The organism is Peribacillus sp. Aquil_B1, from assembly GCF_022603275.1.
In the GTDB taxonomy this organism is placed as follows: Bacteria; Bacillota; Bacilli; order Bacillales; family DSM-1321; genus Peribacillus.
In genome coordinates, this window is the sequence record NZ_JAKXEE010000001.1 from 2,560,254 (window position 1) to 2,585,979 (window position 25,726).

The following is a 25,726-nucleotide window of genomic DNA, read 5'->3' on the forward strand; positions in this document are numbered from 1 at the left end:
AAAAGTAGATATTTGTATAATATTGCACCCCCGGCCGCTCATTATTTTTATGTAGAGAAGTATTTCTCTTACTAATTTATAATGCAATTACCGTGCCAATTTATATTTCACAAGAAAATCACATGCTAAAGTGCTTCCCTTGATTGTTTCTACATACATACAATCGAAAAAACACAATACTGTATCTATTTGGAGACAGTAACACTTTACAATGGACAATTTAATGTTCAGTCACTTGATCGATTCCTTTGCAAATAGAGGTTGGATATAGAATCTATCCCTAAGCCCAATTCGAGACAACAATACTTGAGAGAAATAATAAAGGAGGTTTTGATGGAAATAGCAACTTTCGAATGTTCCAAATCGCAAATAACCCAGGAATCTAGACTTATAGTCATTTTCCCGGGCTAGCTTCGTACTAATACAGATATACAATCAAATCATTGTTTATTTAGTATATTTGTTCCCTTATATTGTTCTATCTCTAATAAAAATTGGGATTTCAAGTTTAATGGGATACATACTTTTTCTCTCATATCAACAGCTAAAACATTTATAAAAAAAATTATTGAAAGTCCAAAATAAGATCTTAAGGAATTTTCAATTACACATTATCCTTCTCTTTTCCACTAGATGGATTTTCACTTGATATGATGCATAAGTTAAATTTAAACCTTAACGCCAGAAGGCCGCCAATCGGCGGCCTTCTGGCGTTAAAATAACCTTTTAACAATTTCCATATTCCCTCTTTTATCCTGTCCGTCATTCGTGTAAATATGCCCAGGCATATTGAGCGTAAAGTTCTGAACCGGTAGCAAGCGCATCTTCATCGATGTTGAATTTCCCGTGATGATGGGCCCATTCCGTATCCTTTTCAGGGTTTCCAGATCCAACTAAGGCGAAGCTTCCAGGTACTTCATCTAAATAGAAACTAAAATCTTCTCCACCCATTGTTGGCTTTTCATTATATACTGCGTCTTCGCCAAACGCATTTGAAGCAACTTTTTGCACTAATTTTGCACTGTATTCATCATTAATGACAGCTTGCGTTCCACGGTAGTACTCAACCTGTGCGGTCGCACCGTAAATATTGGCAACATTTTCAGCATAAATCTGGAGTTGTTTTTCAATATGGTCACGTGTTTTAGGATCAAAACAACGGACAGTCCCTTCAATAACGGCATTTTCTGCGATGACATTAAATCGTGTGCCCACGGCCATTTTTCCAACAGTCAAAACTGCGGGATTTTGTGGGTCGACCGTTCTTGATACGACAGATTGTACATTCATGACGAATGAAGAAGCCACAATAGTAGCATCGATACAATCCTGTGGCATGGCACCATGTCCCCCTCTTCCTTTAAACGTTACTGTAAAGATATCTGCTGAAGCGAATGAAGGTCCTTGAGAACAAGCAACCTTGTTTGTTGGCATTTGTGACCAAATATGTATGCCAAAAACATTATCAACACCTTTGACAGCCCCTTGTTTAACCATTTCCCTTGCACCTGTTGCTACTTCTTCAGCTGGCTGAAAGATTAATCGCACATTCCCAGGTAATTCTTCTTTTATTTCGTTTAGTGCCTTCGCTGCAATTAATAGCATGGATGTATGTGCATCATGACCACATGCATGCATTTTTCCTTCTTCTTTTGAAGCATACAGCAAGTCTTTATTTAATTCTTCAACAGAAAGGGCGTCCATATCCGCTCTTAATGCTACCGTTTTTCCTGCCTTACCGCCTTTAATTTCTGCAATGACACCTGTTGGTTCTGCTTTTCGATAAGGTATTCCTAATTTTTCAAGGTATTCACAAATAAAGGCCGTTGTATTTTCTTCTTCCCATGATAACTCAGGTTCGCTATGAAGTTTTCTACGTATTTCTATTAATTCATCACTATAATTTTGAATCGCTTCTTTTATCGTTTGATTAATCATCCTCATTCTACCTCCGTTAAACATTTAGCCACTTCGTAAAATATTTGCACTCCATTTGCTAAATGACGTGCATCAGACCATTCTTCTGGACAATGACTTAGTCCTGCTTTACTTGGAACAAAGAGCATGCCAACATCAGTCACATCGGAAAAAACCATCGCATCATGACCTGCTCCACTATTAATGGAACAGTATGGAATTTCCAAATCAGAACTTTTATCTTTTAATAAAGCTTTTATTTCATCACTCAATACCTTTGGCGGCATATATAATACCTGTTCCGCAGTTGTATGGATTCCCTGTTCATGATAGGATTCGATTAATTCTTTCATCCGCTTGATAACATTGTTAATATGTTCTTCCTTGCTAGATCGGATATCTATCGAAAATTCGACTTTATTCGGGATGACGTTAGCTCCATTTGGTAAAACATGCAGTCGTCCTGTCGTGATAACCGTTCCTTCACCTTCCTCAATTGCAAGGCTCGGTAATTGAGAAATAATCTGAGCGGCTGCAACCAATGCATCCGTACGGCGATCCATCGGGGTTGTGCCTGCATGCCCTGCCTTTCCTTCAATGGTCACTTCAAATTGAGTTAAACCAACAATCGCTTCTACAACACCAATGGGGATATTCTTCTCTTCAAGGATTGGCCCTTGTTCTATATGCAATTCGAGAAATGCTTTAATACTTTTAGGATTTCTCCTTTTCGGAAGTGATGAATCCAGACCAATTTTTGACATCGCTTCAATTGTCGTGATCCCTTCTTTATCCCTTAAGTTTTTAAAACTTTCCTCACTAAGTGTCCCCACTATTCCTCTCGACCCCATTAGTCCCCCGCCAAAACGAGCACCCTCTTCTTCAATCAGGGCAACGATTTCCAATGGATATTTAGGTGTTAATTGATTTTCTGCAAATAGGGCTGCCACTTCTAGAGCGACAATTATACCGGCTGGTCCGTCATACGCACCACCATTTGGTACGGAATCAAAATGCGAACCGATCAAAACGCTTGGAGCATCTTTTAAAGTACCTTCAAGCTTTCCAAAAATATTTCCAAGTCCATCTTCCTTTACTGTTAGACCGGATTCCATCATTTTATTTTTAATATAATTGCGTGTAAGTAAGTCTTCCTTGCTATACGTAAGCCGAGTTGTCCCTTTTCCGGGTGTTGATGTAAATTCGCTCAAATCATTTATTTGCTTTTCTATACGTTCGATAAGACTCACTTGGAATTCCTCCTATTTTACAAGAATTGTACAAATATTCCTGCCAAAATAACCGACACGATTGTAACCGATATAAATCCACCAACAAGCATCGGCGGCAGCATATGGCTTAGCAATGCTTCTTTTTCATTTTCATCTTTTGTTAATGAATTGACGACTTCATTGGTGATAATGTAATCGGCTGGAAATCCGTATAATGCTGTTAAAGATACCGCAAAAGCCATTTCTTTGCTGACTTTTAACAATTTCCCTGCAATGAATGAGAATATATACATGCCAATAACAGCTAGGAAAATGCAAACGAGAAGTGGGTAAAGAATCTCCATCATCATACTTGGTGTTGCATTTTTTAATCCGTCAAAGACGAAAAGCATAAGGGCCATGATGGCAAACCCAAATCCATTTGCTTTTTGCAGAGTCTGCTTTTCCAAGAAACCTATACTTTTTCCGACAACACCGAATAGTAAGCAAAGAACAAATGCATTTATTGATATGATCGGCTCTAATCCAGTGGAAACTAGGTAAGCGAGAAAAGCAACAACCGCAAGTCTGAAAAATTTAAAATATTCCGTATTATATTTTTCAGGAAGTTTTTTAAACAGCTTAAGTTCCGTCATACCTTCTGCAACGGCTGCAGTATCACTCTTTTTAACCGTTAATTCCCCATTGCGATATTGCCCCAAAAGCTTCTTCCCTTCTTTCTTCAACACAATTGAAGTTAAAGGATATCCAGCAAAGCCTTGCATTACATAAATAACAATGGCAAAAACAGACAAACTCGTAAGTCCTGCGTCAGCCGCTCCTTCTGACATGATTATTGAAGATACCATTCCGCCCACTAAAGGTGGAATTGCTACAAGGACAGTTTGCAGATCAAATATAAATGTGCCAATTGCGAATAATAGTGCAACAATACCAAGAATGCCAGATAAGGAGATGACAATCGTTTTCCATTGATTTACCAACTCTCTTATTGAAAGCAATGTTCCCATATTCGTGATCAATAGGTACATCATCATGGTTGCCACTACCGGTGGAACACCTGCTATTGAAACGATGTCTTGCGGGAAGAATGTCCAATAACCACATAAAAACAGAATTGCGGAAACGAAAACGGAAGGTACCCAGGCTTTTGTCCGGACCGCCACAATGTCTCCTACAAATAAAATCAGAATAACAATAACTAAGGCCAACATCTGTGACATATGAGTTCCTCACCTGCCAATTTAATAGTTTGAATATTCTAAAATAATAACATTAAATCGTTTCAATTTAAAGATAATTTTATATTTTCAGGTAATTGTACACAGATAATAGGAAATGTAAGTGTTTTAATTCCGGTTTCACATACTGAATATTACCAAATGTGGATATATCAAAATAATTTTAATTATAAAATTTCTTTATAGACTTTTTATCAATACCAACTAACCTGTACCATTTATTTTAAAAAGAAGGCTGGTTTCGCATACTTTGTTGCTATTTACCAAGTAAAGCGGTGTGGTTGATTTCCCCTCCAGATGCTCGCTTTCCGCGGGAGTCTCGCACTTGCGCTCCAATCAACCTTAAATCGTTTCGTTTTAAAACAACAACAATCTTTACGAAAAGAGCCAAAAAGAAAAGCCGTCTAAGGACAGCTCTGATTAATCAATATTTAATATCCTGTTTACTTTTTACTGTATTTAATCTGAATAAAGTAGACTCTTTCTACTTTCATAATTGAATGTTTTTTGCACTAGAACCAAAACTTCCATCAATAAAAAATACTTACCTTAATAATTGTTGAAGATACGTGATCTTCGTAATTGGATAACTTTATGTTATTGCAGAAATGATCCATGTTCAAGATTACCAAGTCACCTTGCCCTAAAACAATAGACTCTTTTTCATCGATACTCATTCTACTTTTTCCTTTGAAACAATAATAGGCGTTGGTTCTTTTCGTAGATTCCCCATAATCCAACACTTCAGAATGGATTCCATCAGTCAAATGAATCGTTCTAAGGTCTCCTTCGCATCCTTCTGCTAACATCAAATTAAAGTCCGTAACCCTCCCAATACTTCGGGTTGTCCAGCCTCCATCAAACCGATCCTGTTCAAATGGCTGTAAATGCACACGGTGCTTTCCCTTATGTTCCAGCATCATTTCACCATCAAGGATCATGATGATTCTCTGAATGCCTGGAAGGTGAGTAAATAAGGATTCGTCCACCTCGACATCTGCGGTGCTAATCCGCCATTTGAAATCACGCTTCGAATAATCTCCATCTTCAGGATAAATGGCAAGTTGAGTTGTTTTACCACCTGACCAAAGACTGGTTATTTGTTCACTTTTTCTTATTATCTTTTGTGAATATGACAATCATTTTCTCCCCTTTTATTATTACTTTACTTCAGTTGAAAACAATTTCGACCAGAGTGAAGATCAAAAAAATTGTTTAAACAGAGAGGCATAACTGGCTTTGGTGTACTGGACTCTGATCATCGTAGCATAATTTCATCTTACTTGATCGTGCTATACATCTTACATACCTACTTGAAATCGATGAGGTTCCGTTACATTAATAATCAGACAGAAAAACCAATGTGAACTACATCATGGGTAATTTAGAAAAAAAGACAATACCGAATGTTTTTGATACAACTAAAAACATTCGGTATCAACACTATATCTAACTATACTTTGACCATATCATGCTTTGCATAAAAACTATTAATTTTGAAATTCATTCCAGCATTATCATTTTAATAGATTAATACTTACAATGATAATCGGCATGGCAAAAACGTCAATAAGAAATGCACCCACTATCGGAACGATTAAATACGCTTTACTTGAAGGTCCATATTTAGCAGTGATCGTCGACATATTGGCCATAGCATTTGGTGTAGCCCCTATACCATGTCCGATAAACCCTCCAACCATAACTGCCGCATCGTAGTTTTTGCCAAGAAAGCGAAACATGATGAATATACTTAAAAGTATAATGAAAATTACTTGTATCACCACAATCAAAATAATAGGTAACGCAAGGTCAGCAACTTCCCATAGTTTTATACTCATTAATGCCATTGATAAGAAAATACCTAAAGTAATATCTCCAATAAAATTTATACTAGGCATTTCGATGATTTTCCCATTTATTTTATCCAAAATATTCCGAACTATTACAGCCACTATCATTGCTCCAACATAATTCGGTAAAACATAACCTGTCTTCGCCGAAAATAACTCTCCTAAGTATGAACCTAAAGCCATACAAAATGTCAGTATTAATACTTGTTTCATAAATGAAGCTGCATTCAATTCTATTTTGTCTTCCATTTCTTTCTTTTCCTGAATTTCAATATCCTTTTTACTTGGTGTTAATTTGTGTTTATTAATTAGATATTTTACAGTTGGACCTCCAACTAATCCACCAAATACTAATCCTAAAGTAGCTGCCGCTATTCCAATTGCTTGGGCAGATTGAATTCCCAGCGATTCAATGGTACCACCAAAAGCTGTAGCTGCACCTATGCCACCTTCCATGGATATTGCTCCAGCCATCATACCAATCAATGGATCAATCCCAAAAACCGGTGCTAAAGAAATTCCAATTAAATTTTGAGCAAATGCCAGAAAACCACATAACAACCAATATATTAATAATATTTTACCGCCGACTTTTACTAATTGAAAACTGGCACCCAATCCAACAGTCGTAAAAAACGTTAACATAAATAATCCCTGGAGTGTCGTATCTAATGAAATGGTTACGTTTAGAAAGGTTTTAAGACTTGTCGCGACTATTGCAAACAGTAATCCCCCTACAACAGGTGCAGGGATGCAAAAGTGTTTAAATATTTTGACATTCTTAACGATAATCCCGCCTAGTGCTAAAAGCAGTACCGCTAAAAATATAGTAATCGTTTGATTGATCTCGATGCTCATATTGTCTATCTCCTCTCCACACACAAAAATACTTCATTTATTAGGTTTGCAGCTAGTTTTACAGTGCGATTATCATTATCCAATGATGGATTTACTTCACAGATATCAAATGAAATAGTTTTCGGATGTGAAGTAATTTTACGAATTAACTGCCTAACCATTTTTCCAGAAAGACCAAATGAGGAAGGTGCACTAACACCTGGTGCTTCTGAAGCGTTAATAACATCCATACAAAGCGTTAAAATAATATGGTCATGTTGATTCATAAAATTCAGAATTTCATTTTCGTTTTTCTCGGAAATCCCATCTGCCAATTCTTCTTCCAATATCCAGGAACAACCAAGAGAAGTTGCAGTGTCAAATAATTTTTTTGTATTTCCATAACGTTGTATACCAATAGGCAAATAACTAGCTTGATGATCATGATCTAATATTTGTTTAAACATCGTTCCAGAAGAAGTAATTTCTTCATATGAGCGTAAGTCAAAATGAGCATCAATGTTAAGGATGCCTATCTTAGCTTTGGGTCCTACACTCGACCTGATCCCTAGATAATGACCATAAAAGGTTTCATGTCCGCCCCCCAATATAACAGGAAACATATTTTTAGTTACTATTTTCTCTACGTGACTTCCTAATTCAGCTTGTGCTGCTTCTAACTGTTGATCTTCACAAATGATATTTCCGAAATCAATTAGACTATCCTCTGCTTGACCGTGCCAAGATAAAGAGGATAAGGATTTACGTATTTCATCGGGAGCTTCTTTGCTTCCAAGTCTTCCTTTATTCCTGCGTACACCCTCATCACAAGAGAAACCTATTATTCCACATGCATGATTTATTGAAGTTATTTGATTATCTTTAACTATTTGATGGATTCTATATTCATCTTTATCTACTAGACTATCTGTTCTGCCTTTCCATAAATCCATATTTGGTAACGCATACATTTATTTTTCCTCCCCATTAATAAAAATACTTCATATGTGCAATCGCCAATCAATTTCGGGTTGTACAATAATAAAAGATCTGGTGCAATGGCTTTTCCTTTTAGTTTTCGTTAAACGTTGATAGGCTATTGACTTACAACCTGATGCATTTTGCACACCCGCTTCCTCTGCACTGTAACTCCCAGTTCAGCACCGTAAACCATTATGGTGTAATATCTATATTCCCTCCATTCTGCTTAATGGTTGTACTGCAATATTAATTAAGCAAGTTTCATGCCAAGTTCATCGCCTTAAAAACAGTGGATAATTAAGATATATTCAAAATAAAAAGTAGGCGAAAATTGCCGCTCGGCAATTTCCGCCTACTTTTCTTCCCGATATTTCTTCAGCTTATCTCGCAATGTCCTCTCCCCGATGCCAATTGTTTGCGCGGTCCTCCTTTGATGACCGTTAAAAGCGGCAAGGTTATGAAGAATCACTCTTTTTTCGATTTCTTCAAGCGGTTCGCCGACATAAACAGGGATTAAAGTGTTGCCGAAAAATGCGCGCGAACTTTTTTGGATATCGGAAGGTAGATCGGCTTTCTGTATATAAGATTCATTCGTAAGCGCAATCGCCCTTTCAATCACGTTCTGGAGTTCCCGAATATTTCCTGGGAAGTCATATTGCTGTAAAAGCTGCAGCGCTTCATGGGAAATTCCTTCTACAGGCTTTCCCATTCTATCACCGATTTTTGCAATGAAAAATTCCAACAACAATGGAATGTCTTCTTTTCGTTCACGTAAAGCAGGAAGGTGAATCGGAATCACATTTAATCTGTAATATAAATCCTCACGAAATCGATTTTCTTTTACTTCTTTGACCAAGTCTCTGTTTGTCGCAGCAATGATACGGACATCGATGCTGACTTCTTCCATCCCACCAACGGGCATTACCTTTCTCTCTTGTAGAACGCGCAAAATTTTCCCTTGCAGCGCCAAATCCATCTCACCGATTTCATCAAGAAAGATTGTTCCTCCTTCCGCCAACACAAAAAGTCCATATTTCCGCTGTGTTGCCCCTGTAAATGCTCCCTTTTCGTATCCAAATAATTCTGATTCCAACAGGTGAGTCGGAATGGCGGCACAATTAATGGCCTGAAACTTTTTGTTTCTGCGCTTGCTTTGATTATGGATCGTTCTGGCGACGACTTCTTTGCCGGTTCCACTTTCCCCTTCTATGAGAATGTTAGAATCGATATCCTTCACTTTTTCGATTAGGGAGAAAATTTTGCGCATTGACAAACTTTCACCGATAAGGCCGTTCACTCCTGCCACCTTATCCAATTCTTCACTCAGCCATTTCACTTTGGACTGAAGCGTATACACTTCTTCTGCTTTTTGCATGAGCACTTCCAATTCATCAATATGAAGAGGCTTTGTTGCATATGAAAACGCCCCCTTACGCATTGCTTCCACGGAAGATGGAATGGTACCATAGGCCGTCATCATGATGACGACTGTCGAGGGGGAGAGGCGCTTGATTTCTTCTAACACTTCCATCCCATTGTATTCCCCGATTTTCAAATCCAGCAAAACGATGGCGATTTCCGCTCTTTCGAGAAGTGGAAGCGCTTCACGTGGGTCTGTAAACGAATAAACATGATACTGGTCTTCCAATGCAAACGTTAGTGACTGACAAATGGTTGGCTCATCATCAATAATCATGATATCGTACATCGTCTTCACCCTTTCTGTATTAATGCCGTAAATAAATGGTAACTACTGTCCCCTTTCCTACTTCACTTCTTGTCTCAATAGTACCATCGTTTTCTTTGACAAGCTGATATGAAATAGAAAGCCCCAGCCCGACCCCGTTCGCTTTCCTGGTGTAAAACGGTTCAAAGATCTTATCAATGTCTTCTTCCGAAATGCCGATGCCTTCATCCTCGATTTCAACGACAGTGAACATATCCCGATAATATGCCCGAAATATAAGGGTTCCCCCTATATTGGACGCCTGAATGGCATTGAGGATGACGTTCACCAGCACTTGTTTGATCTGCTGTGTATCTGCAGTTGCCTGAATGTCCCCGGCGAACTCACGAACAATACGCAGTTTTTTTTCTTTGATTTTCGGCTTAAGCAATAGCTCAATCCCTTCCATGGTCTCATTCAGCGAAAACGTGACAGGTTCTGATTTTTTAGGGCGGGAATAATCGAGCAAATCATTAATCAATGTATTAAGTCTGGTAATTTCACTAGTGACCTGTTCGGAAAAGAATGTACGGAAATCTGCGCTTGCAAATTTTTTCGGCAGTAATTGTGTATAGGTAAGGATCGATGTTAACGGGTTTCTTATCTCATGTGCGATACCCGCCACAAGTTGTCCCAATGAACGTAAGCGATCATCCTGAGCCACTTTTCTCTCCAGCTGCTTTTGTTCCGTAATATCGAAAAAATTCAACACCGCACCTACATTTTCTCCCCCAATAGTCTGAATTGGGTACACGCTGTAAGTAATATACCTTTTTTCGCCCGCATTCGGAGACCACAGCGTTTCCTTTTGTAAGAAAACTCTCTTTCTCTCTAACGCAGCCTTAATCTCCTTTTCTGGGATGAAACAGGTAATGGGCAGATCCTGAAAACGTTTTCTAACAACATTACCGTCCAACTCCAAATAATCCATCGCCCTAACATTGATCATTGATACAAGACCTTGCTGATTCAATGTAATAAGCGAACTGTATGCACTGTTTAATACTTGCTGCTGAAAATGGATGTTTTCCTCAAGTAGCATCATCTTCTCTTCCAAGTCTTTATTCACGTGCTCAATTTGCTCGGTTCGCTTAGCTACTTCTCGTTTAAGGCTGAGATTCCACCATAAGATGAGAGAAATTACAATTAAAGTAATAACAAGACCAATCTCCAAATACAACAGCGTTTTGCGTAGTCGTTGAGTATTCGGCAGGATATATTCCCCGAACCACTTTTTCTCTATCTTTTCATACGTACCATCTTTCTTGATTTGAGAAATTGCCTGATTGAATAGTGTCAGCAACTCTTTATTTTTTGGCATCACAGCTACAGCATAATTTGTGGTGTCAAGTGATTCACCGACAATCTTAATGAGTGATTGCTGCTCATTTTTCTGTAGAAAATATTGACCCGTAATCCGATTTCCAATGAAAGCATCCACTTTTCCGTCGATCAACGACTGAACGGCTTCTTGTTGATTATTAGTTTCCACCAATTGCAATCGATTTACTTTACTTAATAGGCCGCTTGCAACATCACCTTTTTGTACAGCTACCTTCCGGCCTTTTAGATCTTCAATTTTTCGGATATACATGTTATCTTTCAACACAAAAATCCCTTGTGAACTTGTGAAATACGGGGCTGAAAAATCATAAATCCCTTCACGTTCCTGATTGTACTTCATGCCTTGAATCGCATCCACCCTACCAGAGCGCATAGCTTGTACCGCCTCGTTCCACGGCATTGGATAGTATTCGAACCTAATGCCAGTCTCGATGGAAATGGCGTTCATCATATCCACATTAAAACCGGTATAAACGCCCGAATCGCTCAAGTATTCGAAAGGTGGAAAGTTATTATCCCCTGCAACCCGTATCACTTTTGGGGCTTCAGAATGCACCGCAAAAGGAAAGAAACAACCAAAAAAGAAAAGGAAGACGGTTATAACGGCACAGATAATATGTAACTTTCTCATCGCCTCACCCCTTTTTTCCATACATACAGTTTTGTATCATTAATGTGTATATTTACAATGTACAAAGACTCTATCATGATAACTTTTTAAAGTATATAAGAAAAGCTAAAGTGCATTTCATAACACCATACATGGCAGAAAGTCGATTCACAATATTTTTTTGAATGGCAAATGGATTGTAGATAATGCTCATTAATCGGGGAATAAGGGGAATCCTCATAATTTTTTGTTTTCACGAATTTTATTCCGTTCAGTATTTGCGGAAAAGTATATGTAAGTTCGTTCGAGAACATTCGTAAACTGTTTTCTCTCATAAACGAAGGTTGAAACTGACTTTCCCTCAAGGTTACCTAATTAAATGAAGTGTCTAACTTTGTGGGTTCACTTCAAATGATATACTATTTTTGGCCATGCCAAATAACTCGCAAAAGTATTTTACTCTGTATCCCAAAATTTATGAGGTTCACCTTTTAATACAACACACACAATTGGGACGCATCGATAGCGTCTGTTTTTACCTTCCGTAAACCGGACTTCTTTGCCTGATAAGAAATAATCGGATATATTAAGATTTATAGAATCTCATATTCCTACAAGTATTGAATAATAGGGGAACGGTAATGCCCTATAGATTCTAATACCCGGCCACCTCTTCTAATTTCTTTTAAAAGTCTAAAAAATGATTTAATTCCTCTTTGATATGCTTCATTGAAAAGCTCTTTCTACGGTTTAGATTGATTTAAAAATGCCTGAACTTAACTCTCTGCTTTTGCCACACCCAGACCAACTATTGGATTCATTGTTTTTTCTTCCTCTACATAATTACCAGTACCCCTAGTCCTCCATGTAGTGTCATAGCTTCGCTTGTTATACGAGATCTACGTCCCAACCAGCCTCAAACATGTTTCTACAAGTAGGGGGCGGACAGTTTAGTTCACGGGATCAAGTCCCACGCACCCGTACGTCCTACCCTGTCTACTGATATAATAGATTCTATTTAAAAAAGGTCAACCAGTAAAAACTGGCTAACCTTATAATACGATCGCTCCTGTTAGTTCTACAAAACATGCATATATTCAATTATGGACAAGATAAAGGGTGAATAATCAATGGCTAAACAAACTCTTTTTAAAGGAACTATGCTTTTAACCGTTGCCGCATTCATTACAAAGATATTGGGATTCGTAAACGGAATTGTATTAGCAAATGTAATAGGTCCTCCTGAAGGCGTTGGACTTATACTGATGGCAATGCCTGTTACTGGTCTTTTAATTACAATAACTACGTTATGGCTTCCCATAGTTATATCTAAACTCGTTGCTGCTTTTCTCTTTATATTTGTGTATTTTCAATGATTGTTGTAATGCCTAATCCTCCTGCAATACATAACGTGATTAGACCATAACGTTTTCCTGTCCGTTCTAATTCATGGAGAGCCTTTGTTACTAATATCGCTCCTGTTGCTCCAATTGGATGTCCCATCGCAATAGCCCCACCATTAGGATTCACCTTATTTATATCCATTTTTAATTCTTTAATAACCGCAAGAGATTGTGCAGAAAAAGCTTCATTTAGTTCAATTATATCGATGTCTTCTAAACGTAAATTCGCCATTTTCAGTGCCTTTAATGTAGCCGGAACCGGACCAATACCCATATATTTCGGATCTACACCAGAAGCAGCCTGAGCTATCACTTTTGCTTTCGTTTTTTTCCCAAGTTTTATTGCAGCTTCCTCTGACATTAGAACTACTGTTGCTGCTCCATCATTTCTTCCACTGCTATTTCCGGCAGTAACAGTTCCATTTTCTTTGAAAACAGGTTTTAGTGTAGCTAGTTTTTCTAAGGTTGTTTCCCTCGGATGTTCATCTACTTTGAACGCGGTAACACCTTTTTTTGATTTTAATACAAACGGAATAATTTCCTTTTCAAAAAGACCCGACGAAATGGCTTTCTGTGCATTTTCTTGACTTCTAAATGCAAATTCATCTTGCTCTGTCCTAGATATATTATACTTCTCTGCTAAATTTTCCGCCGTCACCCCCATTGTTAACATCCCGTATTCCTCAATAGGCTGTGACCCTGGCTGACTTTCTGTATTTGAATCTAGTAATAACCCATTACCAGATTTAAGACCAAAACGCACATTGCGCATATAATATGGTGCAGTACTCATGGACTCGGCTCCGCCTGCAATGATTACATCCGCTAAACCACACTGTATTTGCTGGCTTGCGGAATTGATAGCTTGAACGCCAGAACCACATTGACGATGAACGGTGTATCCTGGGACATCAACAGAAAACCCAGCCCGTAGTAAAGCTACTCTTGCTAAGTTTGAAGCATCAGAACTTTGTTTTGCTTGTCCTATTATTACTTCCTCAACAATCTCTTTTGGAATATCCGATCTCTTCACAACTTCTTCAAGTACAGTGGCCGCCAAGAAATCAACAGGTACATTTCCTAATGCTCCACCTAATTTTCCTATGGCTGTTCGAACTGAATCAACGATTACAACATTTGGCATTTTATGATCCTCCAACTATTTAATCTACTAGTACTTCTTTATTCAATTCTTCAATAAACTCAGCTTCCGTTTTTCCCCTTACTTCTTCAATCGTGACACCAGGCATTAATTCAATACATTTTAATAGATTATTTTGCACTTCAAAAACTGCTAATTCCGTAATAATCATATCTACATTTCTAGTTGATGTAATAGGGTAAGTACATTCTTTAAGAATCTTACTTTTCCCATCTTTGGATGTATGGGTAGTTGTCACAATGACTTTCTTTGCTCCGACAAGTAAATCCATTGCCCCCCCAACACCCATGATATTCTTACCTGGTACGGCCCAGTTTGCAATTAATCCCGTTTGATCAACTTGCAAAACACCTAAAATGGCAACATCCACATGTCCTCCGCGAATCATGCCGAAAGAATCAGCACTATTAAAAAATGAAGCACCTATCCTTTGTCCTACGGGAAGTTTCCCAGCATTAACAAGATTGGGATCAATATTATCCGGCTCAACATCACATACACCAAGAAGGCCATTTTCTGTATGAAAGAAGATATTTTCATCATCAATAAATTTCGAAACTAGCGTCGGGATCCCTATACCAAGATTTACAACACAAGGACCTTTTAATGTTCTTGCAGCACGCTTTGCGATTAACTCTTGAATATCATATTTGCTCATGAACAATCACTCCATCTTTCGTTAAAATTTTCTCTGCTATCAAAAGTCCGTCAACGAATAAATGAGGTGTCACAATCTCCTCTGGAGATAGCTCTCCCGGTTCTACAATTTCATCTACTTCAGCAATAACAACATCTGCTGCAGTAGCCATTACCGGATTAAAGTTTTGGGCTGTTTTGTAATACACCAGATTTCCTAATGTATCTGCTTTCCATGCACGAATTAGAGCTACATCAGCCCTTAATGCATGCTCGAGAATATATCTTATCCCGTTAATTTCCTTCTCTTCTTTCCCTATAGCCAGTTCCGTCCCTACTCCAGTCTTTGTATAATACCCACCAAGACCAGCTCCACCAGCTCGCATCGATTCTGCTAATGTACCTTGAGGCAACAACTGTAATTCAATTTCACCTCTTTGATAGGCATCACCAACATCACGATTGCTAGTAAAATATGAGCCTATTCCTTTTTTGATTTTTTTTTGATTCAGTAGAATCCCTAGACCCTTACCTTTTTCACCTAAGTTGTTACTAATGATGGTCAATCCGGTTACTTCCTTTTTTGTCAATCCATCTATCAATGTTAGAGGTGCACCGACTAACCCAAATCCGCCAAACATAATAGTTTGATTACTTTTCACAGGTTCTAGTGCTGAATCAACATTTTGATGTAATTTCACTTCTCATCCTCTTCCCTTCTTTGACCCTGTAATAAAATGATTAGCATAACTAAGCAGGAATGTTGCACCTGCTGAATGCATACGATTTCTTAAAAACCTTCCTTTAGACTTTTTGTCTTAAACTGCTTCTGCGAATAAACTCAATACTTTACTTTTTCTCATGAAATAACTCCTTATAAGGAAGTTTATTGCTTCATTAGCAAGGATTACAATATACGGAATTCAAAATGCTGATAACTCCCAACTTTAGAAAAACGAAACCAAAATCTCTATAATTCAATTAACTGAATAAGTTCCCCATTTATACCTTTTAGATAGATTGATTGCTTTCCAGCTGCTGTGAAAAATGGTTCATTTGTTAAGCATTCAAGTTTTTTATGCTCAAACCGTTTTAAAGTATCACTCACACTTTCTGTAGCAAAAGCAACGTGGTCAATTTGGGTATTATCCCCGTCCGGAGAATCACTATTCTTCTTAAGTTCCTCAATTAATTCAATTTCTGTATCTGGAGCTTGTTCTAAATATAGAAATGCAATTTTCCTGGTAGAAAGCGTAATTGATGATCGAACCTTAAAATTGAAAGTTCCGTTATACCACTTAATTGAATCTTCTAAACTATTTACCCTAATTGCTGAATGTGCAATTCTTTGAATAGCCATGAAAACATCCCCTTTACATAAAACTATATAATTATCATAATTTGATAATATTATAATTAACTAAAAATATCAAATATTATAAACACTTTCTATTCGCTTAACCTAAAACATTAAATAAATATCGATTTATATATATTATTTTAATTGACATACAAGTTTTCTGAATATATCATTGATTTATAAAAATTAAAAATTATCATATTATGAAAAGAGGTGATTTTTTGAAGGTAGCTCTTTTATCAGCAACCAAATTATCATTAGAACCTATTGAGACAGCTATTCAAGATACTGACCAACCATTTGAATACTTTCATTTACTAGACACTAGTTTATTGACACACCTCAGAGATGAAGGCATTTCAGAAGGGTTAATTCAACGATTTGAAAAATTAATACATCTTGCGTTAGAGTCTGGCGCTAACTGTGTTCAATTTACATGCTCAGCCTTTAACGGGATAGCTGAAATCTTACAACCAAAATTTAATATCCCATTACTTCGCTCCGATGAATCAATGCTCGATGAAGCTTTGCAATTTAAAAGGATTGGCTTAGTTGCAACAATCAAAGAGACACCTGTAGCGTTAGAACAATACTTAATAGCGAAAAATCCTAATGTTATCGTGAAAGCTAAGTACGAAGATAATTTAATGGATGAATTAGAAGCTGGTAATACGGAATATCATGACAAACGCGTGGAGGAAATGGCGAAAGAACTGGAATATGAAGTAGATGTGATCGTGTTGTCACAATATAGTATTGCTCGGCTTACGAAAAATTTAAATTTATCAATCCCAGTGTTAAATGCACCGGAGGCATCCATTAGGAAATGTCGTCAGATTTTAATCGAAAAGGAGGAAACCGATGAATAATTATGAGGTAATAATTGTCGGGGCTGGACCTACAGGATTAATAGCTGCAAATCTATTAGGTTCATATAACATTAAAACCTTAGTAATTGAAAAAAACCCTTCAACTAGCCAAATTCCAAAAGCTATTGTCATTGATGATGAAGGAATGCGAATTTGCCAATCAGTAGGATTAGCTGAAGCAGTGGAGAAAATTATTACTTCGGGCGGTGGTGCACAATACTTTACCGATGTTAATACAAAACCGTTTGCTATTGTGAAACCACCATATGTAGGAGCTTATGGTTACTCAGCTAGAAATAAGTTTTTGCAATCTGAATTTGAAGATGTGCTACTAAAGGGTGTATATCGCTTCCCGAATATAGACGTGTTATTTAATACAAGCTTAGTGTGTTTTGAACAGTCGGAACATTACGTCAAAATAAAAGCAATTAATAGCATTACACATGAAGAAATGGCATTTACAGCCGAGTATTTACTTGGATGTGACGGTGGCCGAAGCAAAGTAAGAAAAAATTTAGGGATAAAACTTGAAGATATCGGAAATAAGAAAACCGGATCAAGCTTCGAAGAACCTTGGATTATTGTTGATTTAAAAAATGATACTTTACCTTCAAGACATACATCATTCTTTTGTAACCCACCTCGCCCATCGATGCATGCTGCAACAGGAGCTGGTCAACGTCGTTACGAATTTATGCTTTTAGACGGAGAAGATGAAGATGAACTATTAAAGGATGAAAATCTTGCTAGGATAATGGCACCGTATGTAGATTACAAACCAGAGAATTTAGTCAAGAAAGCTGTTGTACGCTTTAATGCCTTAGTAGCAGAGAAATTCCAAGAAGGTCGCATTATCTTATTAGGCGACTCTATCCATATGACACCACCATTCGCTGGTCAAGGACTCAATTCCGGATTGCGTGACGCTTATAATATGTGCTGGAAAGTAGTTTCTGTTCTAAAAGGCTTATTAGATCCCGTTATATTAGATAGCTACGAGGACGAAAGAAGAGACCATATAAAATCAATGATTAAATTAGCAGTAACCATGGGGAATTTCATCTTAACAACAAGCACAAAGCGTAAATTATTCCGAGACGCCGCTTTTTTACTTATGTCTGTTGTACCACCATTAAAACAATACGTTACAGAAATGCGTTTTAAACCAAAGCCTATTTGTACAGAGGGTTTATTTATTGATGTTGATCCAGATAGGAAGTCACTTGTAGGTGAAATGATACAGCAACCAAGAGTGCTATCAGAAGATACTTCCTTTAAATTACTAGATCATGTTCTAGGACCAAATTTCAGTCTAGTAAAAGTAGGGAAACCCGAGGAAATTCAATTTCCGCCCTTAGCAAAAGGGATTTGGGCAAACTTAAACGTAAAAAAAGTATCGGCTGTTCCGTTCGACTATTTACCTCACTCCCAAGATGGAGAAGAAGTATTTACAGACGTCTCAGAGTTATTTAAAGACTTTCAAAATAAATTTATTCTCATTCGTCCTGATCGATATATAGCCGGCATTTTCTCCGAGGAAGAATTCGATTCCTTTACAAAGAAGCTTTCAGAAGTTTATAAGCCAGGGAACGGAAAAGAAAAAGAAACGATTTCTCAACCTACTGAAGTTGCAAATTACTCTTGATAGATTACAAATCGAAAAAAAATCGTTATTCGAATCTTAAATTAAGTTTATTTTGAAAACGTTTGCAATTTGTCAATAAACGAAAAAGATTGTAGAAGAAATCGGATCCATCTCAACAAGCGATAGAAAACACTTAACGAATGAAAACGTTAAGTGTTTTTATTCTCCTCTATTTCAATATTGTTTGATATATCTTTGGATATTTTGTCCGCAGCTTCAATAAGCAACGAAATCATTTTATCCATATTAAAGATTTCAATCTGACTGGTATTTAGAGCAATCGTTAAACTACCGATAATTTGACTACCAAAAAAAATAGGTGCTGCAATCCCTGAAATATCATCATCAAGTTCTCCGTGAGAAAGAGAATAGCCCTCCCGTTTGATTTTAGAGAAATAGCTATAAAACTGCTGCCAGGAACTCCCTATTCCAATTTCTTCAATATGTGAATTATGTTCATTATACAAACGGATTAAACGATTACGAGGAAGATTCGCCACAATTATTCTAGAAGTTGATCCTCTAAACAAAGGTTGCGGTGTCCCCCTATCATATTTTATATTTATCTTTCTCCCAGCGGAAGGAATAGTATATATATTAATGATTTCATCATTATAGATATTGCTTAGCAATACTACCAGGCCCGTTAATTCCGCCAATTCATGCATATATCGTTTCCCTTTATTAATAATCGGATCCGAACTCCTAAGAAACCGATCCAACTTTATAATCTTGGGGCCTAATATATATTCCCCACTTTCAACTTTAGCAAGGAGCCCCGCATCAATTAATTCTTTGATATAACGATACGCAGTCGGAATCGAAATATTTAGTTTATCAACAATGTTATCCAACGAAATTACCTGTTGATCAATAGTAAACAAATCTAAAATGCGGAGCATTTTTTGAAGACTAGACATCCTAATTCACCTTTTCCAAGTTATTTCTTATAAGACTTATTATAAGTGATAAAAAGGGAATATATAATGCTAAAACTATAGAATGTAAAAATCATCCTACAAAAATTCTCAAAAAAAGCGCAACACACAAGAAGCCCCCACTTTAACCATTACACTCTCGAAAGAAGGGACTTCTAATTTTAATTAGAAAGAGAAGGTAAAAACGTAACCACTCCCGGGAAAACAATTAATACCAAAATAAACCCTATCATAACGAATATTGCTGGAACAACTGCCAGGAAAATACTACCTATCGGGACATGTTTCATCATACCGCTAATAATAAATACATTTAAACCTAGCGGAGGTGTTAATACACCAATATTTACAATCATAATCATAATAATCCCAAACCATAAGCCGTCAAAACCAAGGGAAGTAATCAATGGATAGACAATCGGCAACGTTAAAACCATGATAGCGATCCCTTCTAAAAACATTCCTAATATAAAATAAATAAGTAATAAACCAGCTAAAATTACATAAGGCGAGACATCCAATGATCCAACAGTAGTTGTTAAGTAGACTGGAATTTTCGTCATCGCTAAAAAGCGACCAAATATAGAAGCACCGATTAAAATAAAGAAAATCATAATCGAAATACGAATTGTTTCATCTAGAGAGGAAACAAGAATTTTAAAGTTAATACGTTTCATGACGACTGCTAAAATGAAAGAACTTGTTGCTCCAATCGCTCCAGATTCATTAGGAGTAAACACTCCAAAATAAATACCGCCAATACTTAATAGAAAGATAAGAAGAAACGGCCAAACATTTTTAAGAGAAAAAACTTTCTCTTTAAACGATGAAGGCTCATGATTAACAGGAGCGATTTCAGGTTTTAAACGCACTTGAACATTTACCATAATCATAAATATTATCGCCATTAGAATACCAGGGACAATACCCGCTATCAACAATGACCCAATTGGTACAGAGGTTAAGGCTCCATATAAAATGAGTAGTACACTCGGTGGTATCAGTGCCCCTAAAGTTCCTCCTGTAGCCACAGCGGATGCTGCAAAAGAAGATCTATATTGATATTTTTCCATCTCCGGGATACAGATTTTTGTTAATGTGGCGGTCGTTGCATTAGCTGAACCTGAAATGGATGAAAAAATAGACGCTGCTCCGATTGTAGCAATCGCAAGACCTCCTCGTAAATGACCAATCCACTTATTTACTGCTGTAAATAATTCATTACCTAGACCAGTGTTAGAAATATACATTCCCATTAAAATAAACAAAGGAATTACGGTTAGGGAATAACTGTTTACAGTTGAGAAAGAAGAACTCGACAATTGATTTAAACCAACATCAAACCCTCTTATATATGATATACCTAAAAATCCAACAAATAGAAGTGAAAAACCTACAGGTACTCTTACTAAAATAAGAACGACTAATGCGATAATACCAATTAATCCAATTAACTCCGTACTCATCTTTTCACCAACTTCTCTATTGTTTTTAACGTGTCAATAAAATAGGTAATTGCAAAAGATAGACTACCAATTGCTGCAGCAACAGCAAAATAGTACAGAGGAATTTCTAAATCACCGGAAACTTCATTTCCTAAATACATATTGATCCCATGCCGGAAAAGCTGAACACTTAATAAAGCAATTACAAGTGTCAAAACCAAATAAGTAATAAGTGAAAGGATAAGTTGGGCCTTTTGCGGAAGATTATTTGTGAATACATCGATTTCTAAATGCTCCTTATGACTTTGTGTATACCCAATGCCAAAAAATACAACAACCACTAAAAATAAACGCATCAGTTCAGTTGCACCAATAACTGGGTTATTGAAGAAATAACGCCCTATTACATCAACTGTCGTTAAGAACATCATAATGAACAACAGCACGCACCCTACAAAATGCAGTAGTTTATTAAATCTAAAAGAAGCTTTATCTAATGTTATTATTAAATTTGAAAACCCACTCGAAGATTTTTGATATGTGACTCCCACTTGTAATTGTTTCATGCACAATCCCCCTCGCGTCCGTAATTTCATCATTTTGCCTAGGATCAAAATTAATTAAATATTCTGATTTAATTAATTTTCCGTAAGCTCTATTAATCGATTATAAACTTCTTGACCAGGTAAGTTTTGAGAGTTCATATCATCAATCCAATTATCAATAATTGGCTGTGTTATCTCCTCCCAACGCCTTAACTCTTCTTCTGGTAATTCATAAATTTGAATTCCCTCAATATTAGCCTTTTCCAAACCCTCCTTACTTGATAGGTCAAATACTTCGCCTGATAGTCGAGGGCTATCTTTAACTAAATCGAGTAACAATTCTTTATCTGACTCATTCATGATGTTTTCATAGACATTTTTATTCATAGTCACAAACATAGAGGATGAAGAAATATTAACGATTGTAATATAGTCTACTACTTCATCTAGCTTCATCTCATTAACAGTTGAAAGACCAGCCATTGCAGCGTCAATTACCCCTTTACTTAACGATTCATATATATCAGTAACAGACATTGAGACAGGAATAGCACCAAGTTCTTCTAGAACTTTATTCATCATTAGGGAAGGAGATCGTACCTTTAGTCCCTTTAAATCCTCTAAACTCTTAATTTCTTTATTACTTAAAAGCTGATTTAGTTCCCCTGTAAAGAACCAAAGTGGAACTGTTTCGCCATGTTCTTCTTGTAAATCCGGAAATTCATCATAAAGTTGCTGTAAAATTTGAGAACCTTCTTCAGAAGAGCTAAAAACAAAAGGTAAATCACTTACTGAAGTTAATGGAAATTTACCAGCTGTATAACCATGCACTCCTAATGCAATATCCGCTGTACCACTAGAAGCAATACTATACTGTTCATCCGCATTCCCTAGCTGACCCGTTGTATAAATTTCTAAATTGACTCTTCCATCCGACTCATCCGCCAATCTTTGACGCATAGGCTCTAAAACCTGCGTATGAATTACATTGGACGAAGGCCAGAAATGAGAAAGCATAATGTTATAATCCCCTCCATCCTCCATGGCACTTGTCATTGTACATGCACTCAAAACACATAATAGGCATACAATCAATAAACGCTTAAAATACCGTACCACTTGCATCACCCTCTCTTAGATAGCGCTTACATTTAAGGGAAATAAAATCAAAAATAATCTCCCTTTTTTATCGCATTTACACTTTAGAAATAGAAGATTATCATTAGTAAATAAGTTGATGTTTTAAAGTTTCCAAAAAGTTAACTTTACAATTCTCAGTTTTCTTTAAATCCATCAGAATTTTAAAAGCTAGTCCCAATAAAGTAAGACCAGCTTTTAAAATTAAAATAATTATTTGGGATTGTGATGCATTCAAAATTTTTCAGGTTAACCTTACTTAAGAATTCAAGCTTACTACCACTTTTTGCTCTTGTTTAATCGGATTAGTTAAAACCCCTAGTTTTGTAACCTCTACTTCGACGATGTCCCCATCTTTCATAAAGACTTGAGGATTTCTTTTATTCCCTACTCCACCAGGTGTACCCGTTACAATAACGTCCCCAGGTTTTAAAGTAGTGAATTGTGATACATATTGAATAAGTTCTGGGATAGAGAACAATAAGTAATTTGTATCTGATTTTTGCATTACTTCTCCATTAAGACGAGTCTCAATATTCAATACTTCACCATCTTCAATTTCTCCACGTGTCACTAGATAAGGACCGAACGCACCTGTTCCTGAAAAATTCTTTCCTGGCCCCCATTGAGATGTGTGCACTTGGAAGTCACGAACTGTTCCATCATTGTAGCAAGCATATCCAGCGATATATTCATAAGCCTCTTCTACAGAAATGCGACGACCTTCTTTAGCAATAACAATCGCAATTTCCCCTTCATAATCTAGGCGTGATGATTCCAATGGAACAAGCATAGAATCACCATGTGCGATTTGTGACTCTGCAACTCGGAAGAAAATAGTAGGATGTTCTGTTCTGTCACGTTTTACTTCTAAACGATGAGCATCGTAGTTAACACCTGCACAAAAGATTTTCTCTGGATTCGTAATTACAGGCAATAATTGAACATCATCAAACCGGTGATCTACTTGAACTGATAGTGATTCAACTTCTTCTAGACTTCCTTTAGTAATAAAGTCCTTTAAATCTGTATAAGGTAGATGTTTAGATAAATCAATGACTCCCTGTTCAGTCACTACACCATAACTTTGTTTTCCCTTTACCTTAAAGCTAATTAATTTCATAAATAATCCCCCTTATTTTCTACTATTAAATAACTGGTTCACTTTCTAATTTTTGTAACACGATATCAGTAATATTAGTTTCAAATGCTTCATACCAAGCACAGTTATGATCCCAAACCCTTGGACGCAAAGGTAATGTCTCATGCCAAGGACGTGGGTCAAAGTAGTTCAATTCAGGAATGAACTGGTCCATATCTGTATAAAGCTCAATCACATTTTTCTCAGGATCTTGGTGATACGAAGCTAAATTATGACCAGCTGTATGGCGGAATGGCCCCCATTTAATAGGTGTCCCATGGCTTGCTAGATGATCCGAACTTAGCACATGATGGCTTGCATCTTTTAATTCAAATGCGATGTGGTGCAACATTTTATGTCCAAACGTTGAGATGTTCAGCACGTGATGATCAGAGTTGCACGTTAAGAAAGTAGCACGTGTTCCAATCTTATCTGTGTAGTGGAAGTTCAAAACATTCATGTAGAAATCAATAGACTTTTGAGCATTTAAAGAACCCAGTGCAATATGACCGATTTTAAACGGATTGATAGCGTTCTTTTTGTAACCTACTGCTGTGTGTTCGACCTCTTGGAACAAATGTAATTTATACCCATCTGGATCAACAAGCTCTAAAAGCTTAGCTACACCAGGACGGATATCTGTTTTGATTTCAGAGTTAATATCGAATTCCCTCTTCAAGTATTTTTGAACGTTTTCCAAGGAATCCTTTTGTTCAATTTGGTAACCCACAATATGGAGAGCGCTTTCATCACTGTTTTTTAAAGCGATATTATGATGCTCTAAGCCACTGCTGAAGTACTTCTCATCTTTCGTACTGTCTTTCGTTAACGAGAATCCAACAACATTTTCATAGTAGTTAGCCATTGAACCTAAATCATTACAATTAAATTCTGCATAACTCAATTTGATTGTGCTAATCATACAGATACCCCCTCTTGAATTATTTAATTATCATAATTTAATAATACAAAAAAATACAGAATAAAACAATTATTTTTTTGAATTTATTTAATTTTTAAAAAAAGATGATTTTCCCACTTAAATTCATTATAAAACCAATGAATTCTCAAATTCCCCTTATGAATATTTCCGATTCAACTCAAAACAATATTTATAATTTTATCATAATATGAAAATCGCTCTTTTTAATTAAACTCATCATTAATGACACCTACAGGTGATTTTATCTGGGTTTGGGATACCAGGTAACAAGGAAATGTCTGAAAAAAACAAAAATCAACTTTTTGCATGTTGATTCCTTTTGGTTCTCCAGTTCCTTTTTTCAATAGGCTGTATTCGCATACTTTGTTGCTATTTACCAGGTAAAGCAGTGTGGTTGATTTCCCCTCCAGATGCTCGCTTACCGCGGGGCGGGCGGTGAGCCTCCTCGGCGTAAACGCCTGTGGGGTCTCACCTGTCCCGCTGCTCCCGCAGGAGTCTCGCACTTCCGCTCCAATCAACCTTAAATTGTTTAGTTTTTAAAAACAACAATCTTTACGAAAAAGCCTTTCAATATATGACTTTAAATTTTCACATTTTTTGCCTAATTGTTTATTTAAATCAATTCCAAAGCTTACTGCTTTTTCCTAACGAAAAGTTGCAAGTTTCATATTAGAAGTCTCCAATCTTTAATGATAATTCGTTTTCAGTTTTTCAAGTTGATACACAGGCAAGTTGGCTAAAGTGATTTTTGAGGTTGCACT

The 25,726-nt window shown here is 36.8% G+C and carries 21 protein-coding genes; 3 read left to right on the forward strand and 18 right to left on the reverse strand.

All coding sequences use genetic code 11. The features are described 5' to 3' along the window. Window positions 1-762: 762 nt before the first annotated feature. The 8 genes from MPH60_RS12450 to MPH60_RS12485 all read right to left on the reverse strand — a co-directional run bounded on the left by MPH60_RS12450 (window position 763) and on the right by MPH60_RS12485 (window position 11,762). The gene (locus MPH60_RS12450) at window positions 763-1,938 is read right to left on the reverse strand and encodes a M20 family metallopeptidase (protein WP_241588997.1); all 1,176 of its coding nucleotides are present in this window, start codon (window positions 1,936-1,938) and stop codon (window positions 763-765) included. Between the two features lie 2 nt (window positions 1,939-1,940). Beyond that, window positions 1,941-3,167, reverse strand: a complete 1,227-nt coding sequence (locus tag MPH60_RS12455) for a Zn-dependent hydrolase (protein ID WP_241588998.1) — start codon at window positions 3,165-3,167, stop codon at window positions 1,941-1,943. A 17-nt stretch (window positions 3,168-3,184) separates the two neighbouring features. Continuing rightward, window positions 3,185-4,372, reverse strand: coding sequence for a hypothetical protein (locus MPH60_RS12460; protein WP_241588999.1), 1,188 nt, complete (start codon window positions 4,370-4,372; stop codon window positions 3,185-3,187). Window positions 4,373-4,920: 548 nt separating this feature from the next. Then, window positions 4,921-5,529, reverse strand: coding sequence for a HutD/Ves family protein (locus MPH60_RS12465; RefSeq protein WP_241589001.1), 609 nt, complete (start codon window positions 5,527-5,529; stop codon window positions 4,921-4,923). Between the two features lie 378 nt (window positions 5,530-5,907). Beyond that, window positions 5,908-7,101, reverse strand: a complete 1,194-nt coding sequence (gene gltS / locus MPH60_RS12470) for a sodium/glutamate symporter (protein ID WP_192204404.1) — start codon at window positions 7,099-7,101, stop codon at window positions 5,908-5,910. Between the two features lie 5 nt (window positions 7,102-7,106). Further along, the gene (hutG, locus tag MPH60_RS12475) at window positions 7,107-8,051 is read right to left on the reverse strand and encodes a formimidoylglutamase (protein ID WP_241589002.1); all 945 of its coding nucleotides are present in this window, start codon (window positions 8,049-8,051) and stop codon (window positions 7,107-7,109) included. 362 nt (window positions 8,052-8,413) lie between these two features. Continuing rightward, a complete protein-coding gene (locus MPH60_RS12480) occupies window positions 8,414-9,769 on the reverse strand; it encodes a sigma-54-dependent transcriptional regulator (protein ID WP_241589003.1) in 1,356 nt (451 codons plus the stop codon). 19 nt (window positions 9,770-9,788) lie between these two features. Then, entirely contained in the window at window positions 9,789-11,762 is a 1,974-nt protein-coding gene (locus MPH60_RS12485) for a transporter substrate-binding domain-containing protein (RefSeq protein WP_241589005.1), read from the reverse strand. Window positions 11,763-12,871: 1,109 nt separating this feature from the next. Here MPH60_RS12485 and MPH60_RS12490 point away from each other — a divergent pair. Continuing rightward, window positions 12,872-13,117 (forward strand): oligosaccharide flippase family protein, encoded by a 246-nt coding sequence (locus MPH60_RS12490; RefSeq protein WP_241589006.1) that lies wholly within the window; start codon window positions 12,872-12,874, stop codon window positions 13,115-13,117. Here MPH60_RS12490 and MPH60_RS12495 read toward each other — a convergent pair. From MPH60_RS12495 to MPH60_RS12510, 4 genes are all read right to left on the reverse strand, one after another. Then, entirely contained in the window at window positions 13,095-14,288 is a 1,194-nt protein-coding gene (locus MPH60_RS12495; RefSeq protein WP_241589007.1) for a thiolase family protein, read from the reverse strand. The two genes, MPH60_RS12490 and MPH60_RS12495, sit on opposite strands and share 23 nt — an antisense overlap. 19 nt (window positions 14,289-14,307) lie before the next feature. Continuing rightward, window positions 14,308-14,964: a 3-oxoacid CoA-transferase subunit B gene (locus tag MPH60_RS12500; RefSeq protein WP_241589008.1), complete on the reverse strand. Its 657-nt coding sequence runs from the start codon at window positions 14,962-14,964 to the stop codon at window positions 14,308-14,310. Continuing rightward, window positions 14,951-15,643 (reverse strand): CoA transferase subunit A, encoded by a 693-nt coding sequence (locus MPH60_RS12505; RefSeq protein WP_336275356.1) that lies wholly within the window; start codon window positions 15,641-15,643, stop codon window positions 14,951-14,953. Before MPH60_RS12505 ends, MPH60_RS12500 begins: the two co-directional genes overlap by 14 nt. Window positions 15,644-15,912: 269 nt before the next feature. Continuing rightward, window positions 15,913-16,302, reverse strand: coding sequence for a VOC family protein (locus tag MPH60_RS12510; protein ID WP_241589009.1), 390 nt, complete (start codon window positions 16,300-16,302; stop codon window positions 15,913-15,915). 221 nt (window positions 16,303-16,523) lie between these two features. Between MPH60_RS12510 and MPH60_RS12515 the strand changes: the two genes are divergently transcribed. Together MPH60_RS12515 and MPH60_RS12520 are read left to right on the forward strand one after the other, a co-directional pair. Continuing rightward, window positions 16,524-17,171: an aspartate/glutamate racemase family protein gene (locus tag MPH60_RS12515; protein ID WP_241589011.1), complete on the forward strand. Its 648-nt coding sequence runs from the start codon at window positions 16,524-16,526 to the stop codon at window positions 17,169-17,171. Continuing rightward, window positions 17,164-18,816 carry an FAD-dependent monooxygenase gene (locus MPH60_RS12520; protein WP_241589012.1) on the forward strand — a complete coding sequence of 551 codons (1,653 nt, stop codon included), beginning with the start codon at window positions 17,164-17,166 and terminating at the stop codon, window positions 18,814-18,816. The genes MPH60_RS12515 and MPH60_RS12520 overlap by 8 nt, the downstream gene beginning before the upstream one ends. Before the next feature lie 149 nt (window positions 18,817-18,965). Here the strand turns inward: MPH60_RS12520 and MPH60_RS12525 are convergent, their stop codons facing one another. The 6 genes from MPH60_RS12525 to MPH60_RS12550 all read right to left on the reverse strand — a co-directional run bounded on the left by MPH60_RS12525 (window position 18,966) and on the right by MPH60_RS12550 (window position 24,944). Next, window positions 18,966-19,736 carry an IclR family transcriptional regulator gene (locus tag MPH60_RS12525; RefSeq protein WP_241589013.1) on the reverse strand — a complete coding sequence of 257 codons (771 nt, stop codon included), beginning with the start codon at window positions 19,734-19,736 and terminating at the stop codon, window positions 18,966-18,968. A 179-nt stretch (window positions 19,737-19,915) separates the two neighbouring features. After that, complete coding sequence (locus MPH60_RS12530; RefSeq protein WP_241589014.1) at window positions 19,916-21,220, reverse strand: TRAP transporter large permease; 1,305 nt, start codon at window positions 21,218-21,220, stop codon at window positions 19,916-19,918. Further along, window positions 21,217-21,765: a TRAP transporter small permease gene (locus tag MPH60_RS12535; protein ID WP_241589016.1), complete on the reverse strand. Its 549-nt coding sequence runs from the start codon at window positions 21,763-21,765 to the stop codon at window positions 21,217-21,219. The genes MPH60_RS12530 and MPH60_RS12535 overlap by 4 nt, the downstream gene beginning before the upstream one ends. Before the next feature lie 72 nt (window positions 21,766-21,837). Then, entirely contained in the window at window positions 21,838-22,800 is a 963-nt protein-coding gene (locus MPH60_RS12540) for a TRAP transporter substrate-binding protein (protein WP_241589017.1), read from the reverse strand. Window positions 22,801-23,140: 340 nt separating this feature from the next. Continuing rightward, window positions 23,141-24,004: a fumarylacetoacetate hydrolase family protein gene (locus MPH60_RS12545; RefSeq protein WP_241589019.1), complete on the reverse strand. Its 864-nt coding sequence runs from the start codon at window positions 24,002-24,004 to the stop codon at window positions 23,141-23,143. A 25-nt stretch (window positions 24,005-24,029) separates the two neighbouring features. Continuing rightward, on the reverse strand, window positions 24,030-24,944 hold the full coding sequence (locus MPH60_RS12550) for a VOC family protein (protein WP_241589020.1): 915 nt from the start codon (window positions 24,942-24,944) through the stop codon (window positions 24,030-24,032). Window positions 24,945-25,726 lie beyond the last annotated feature (782 nt).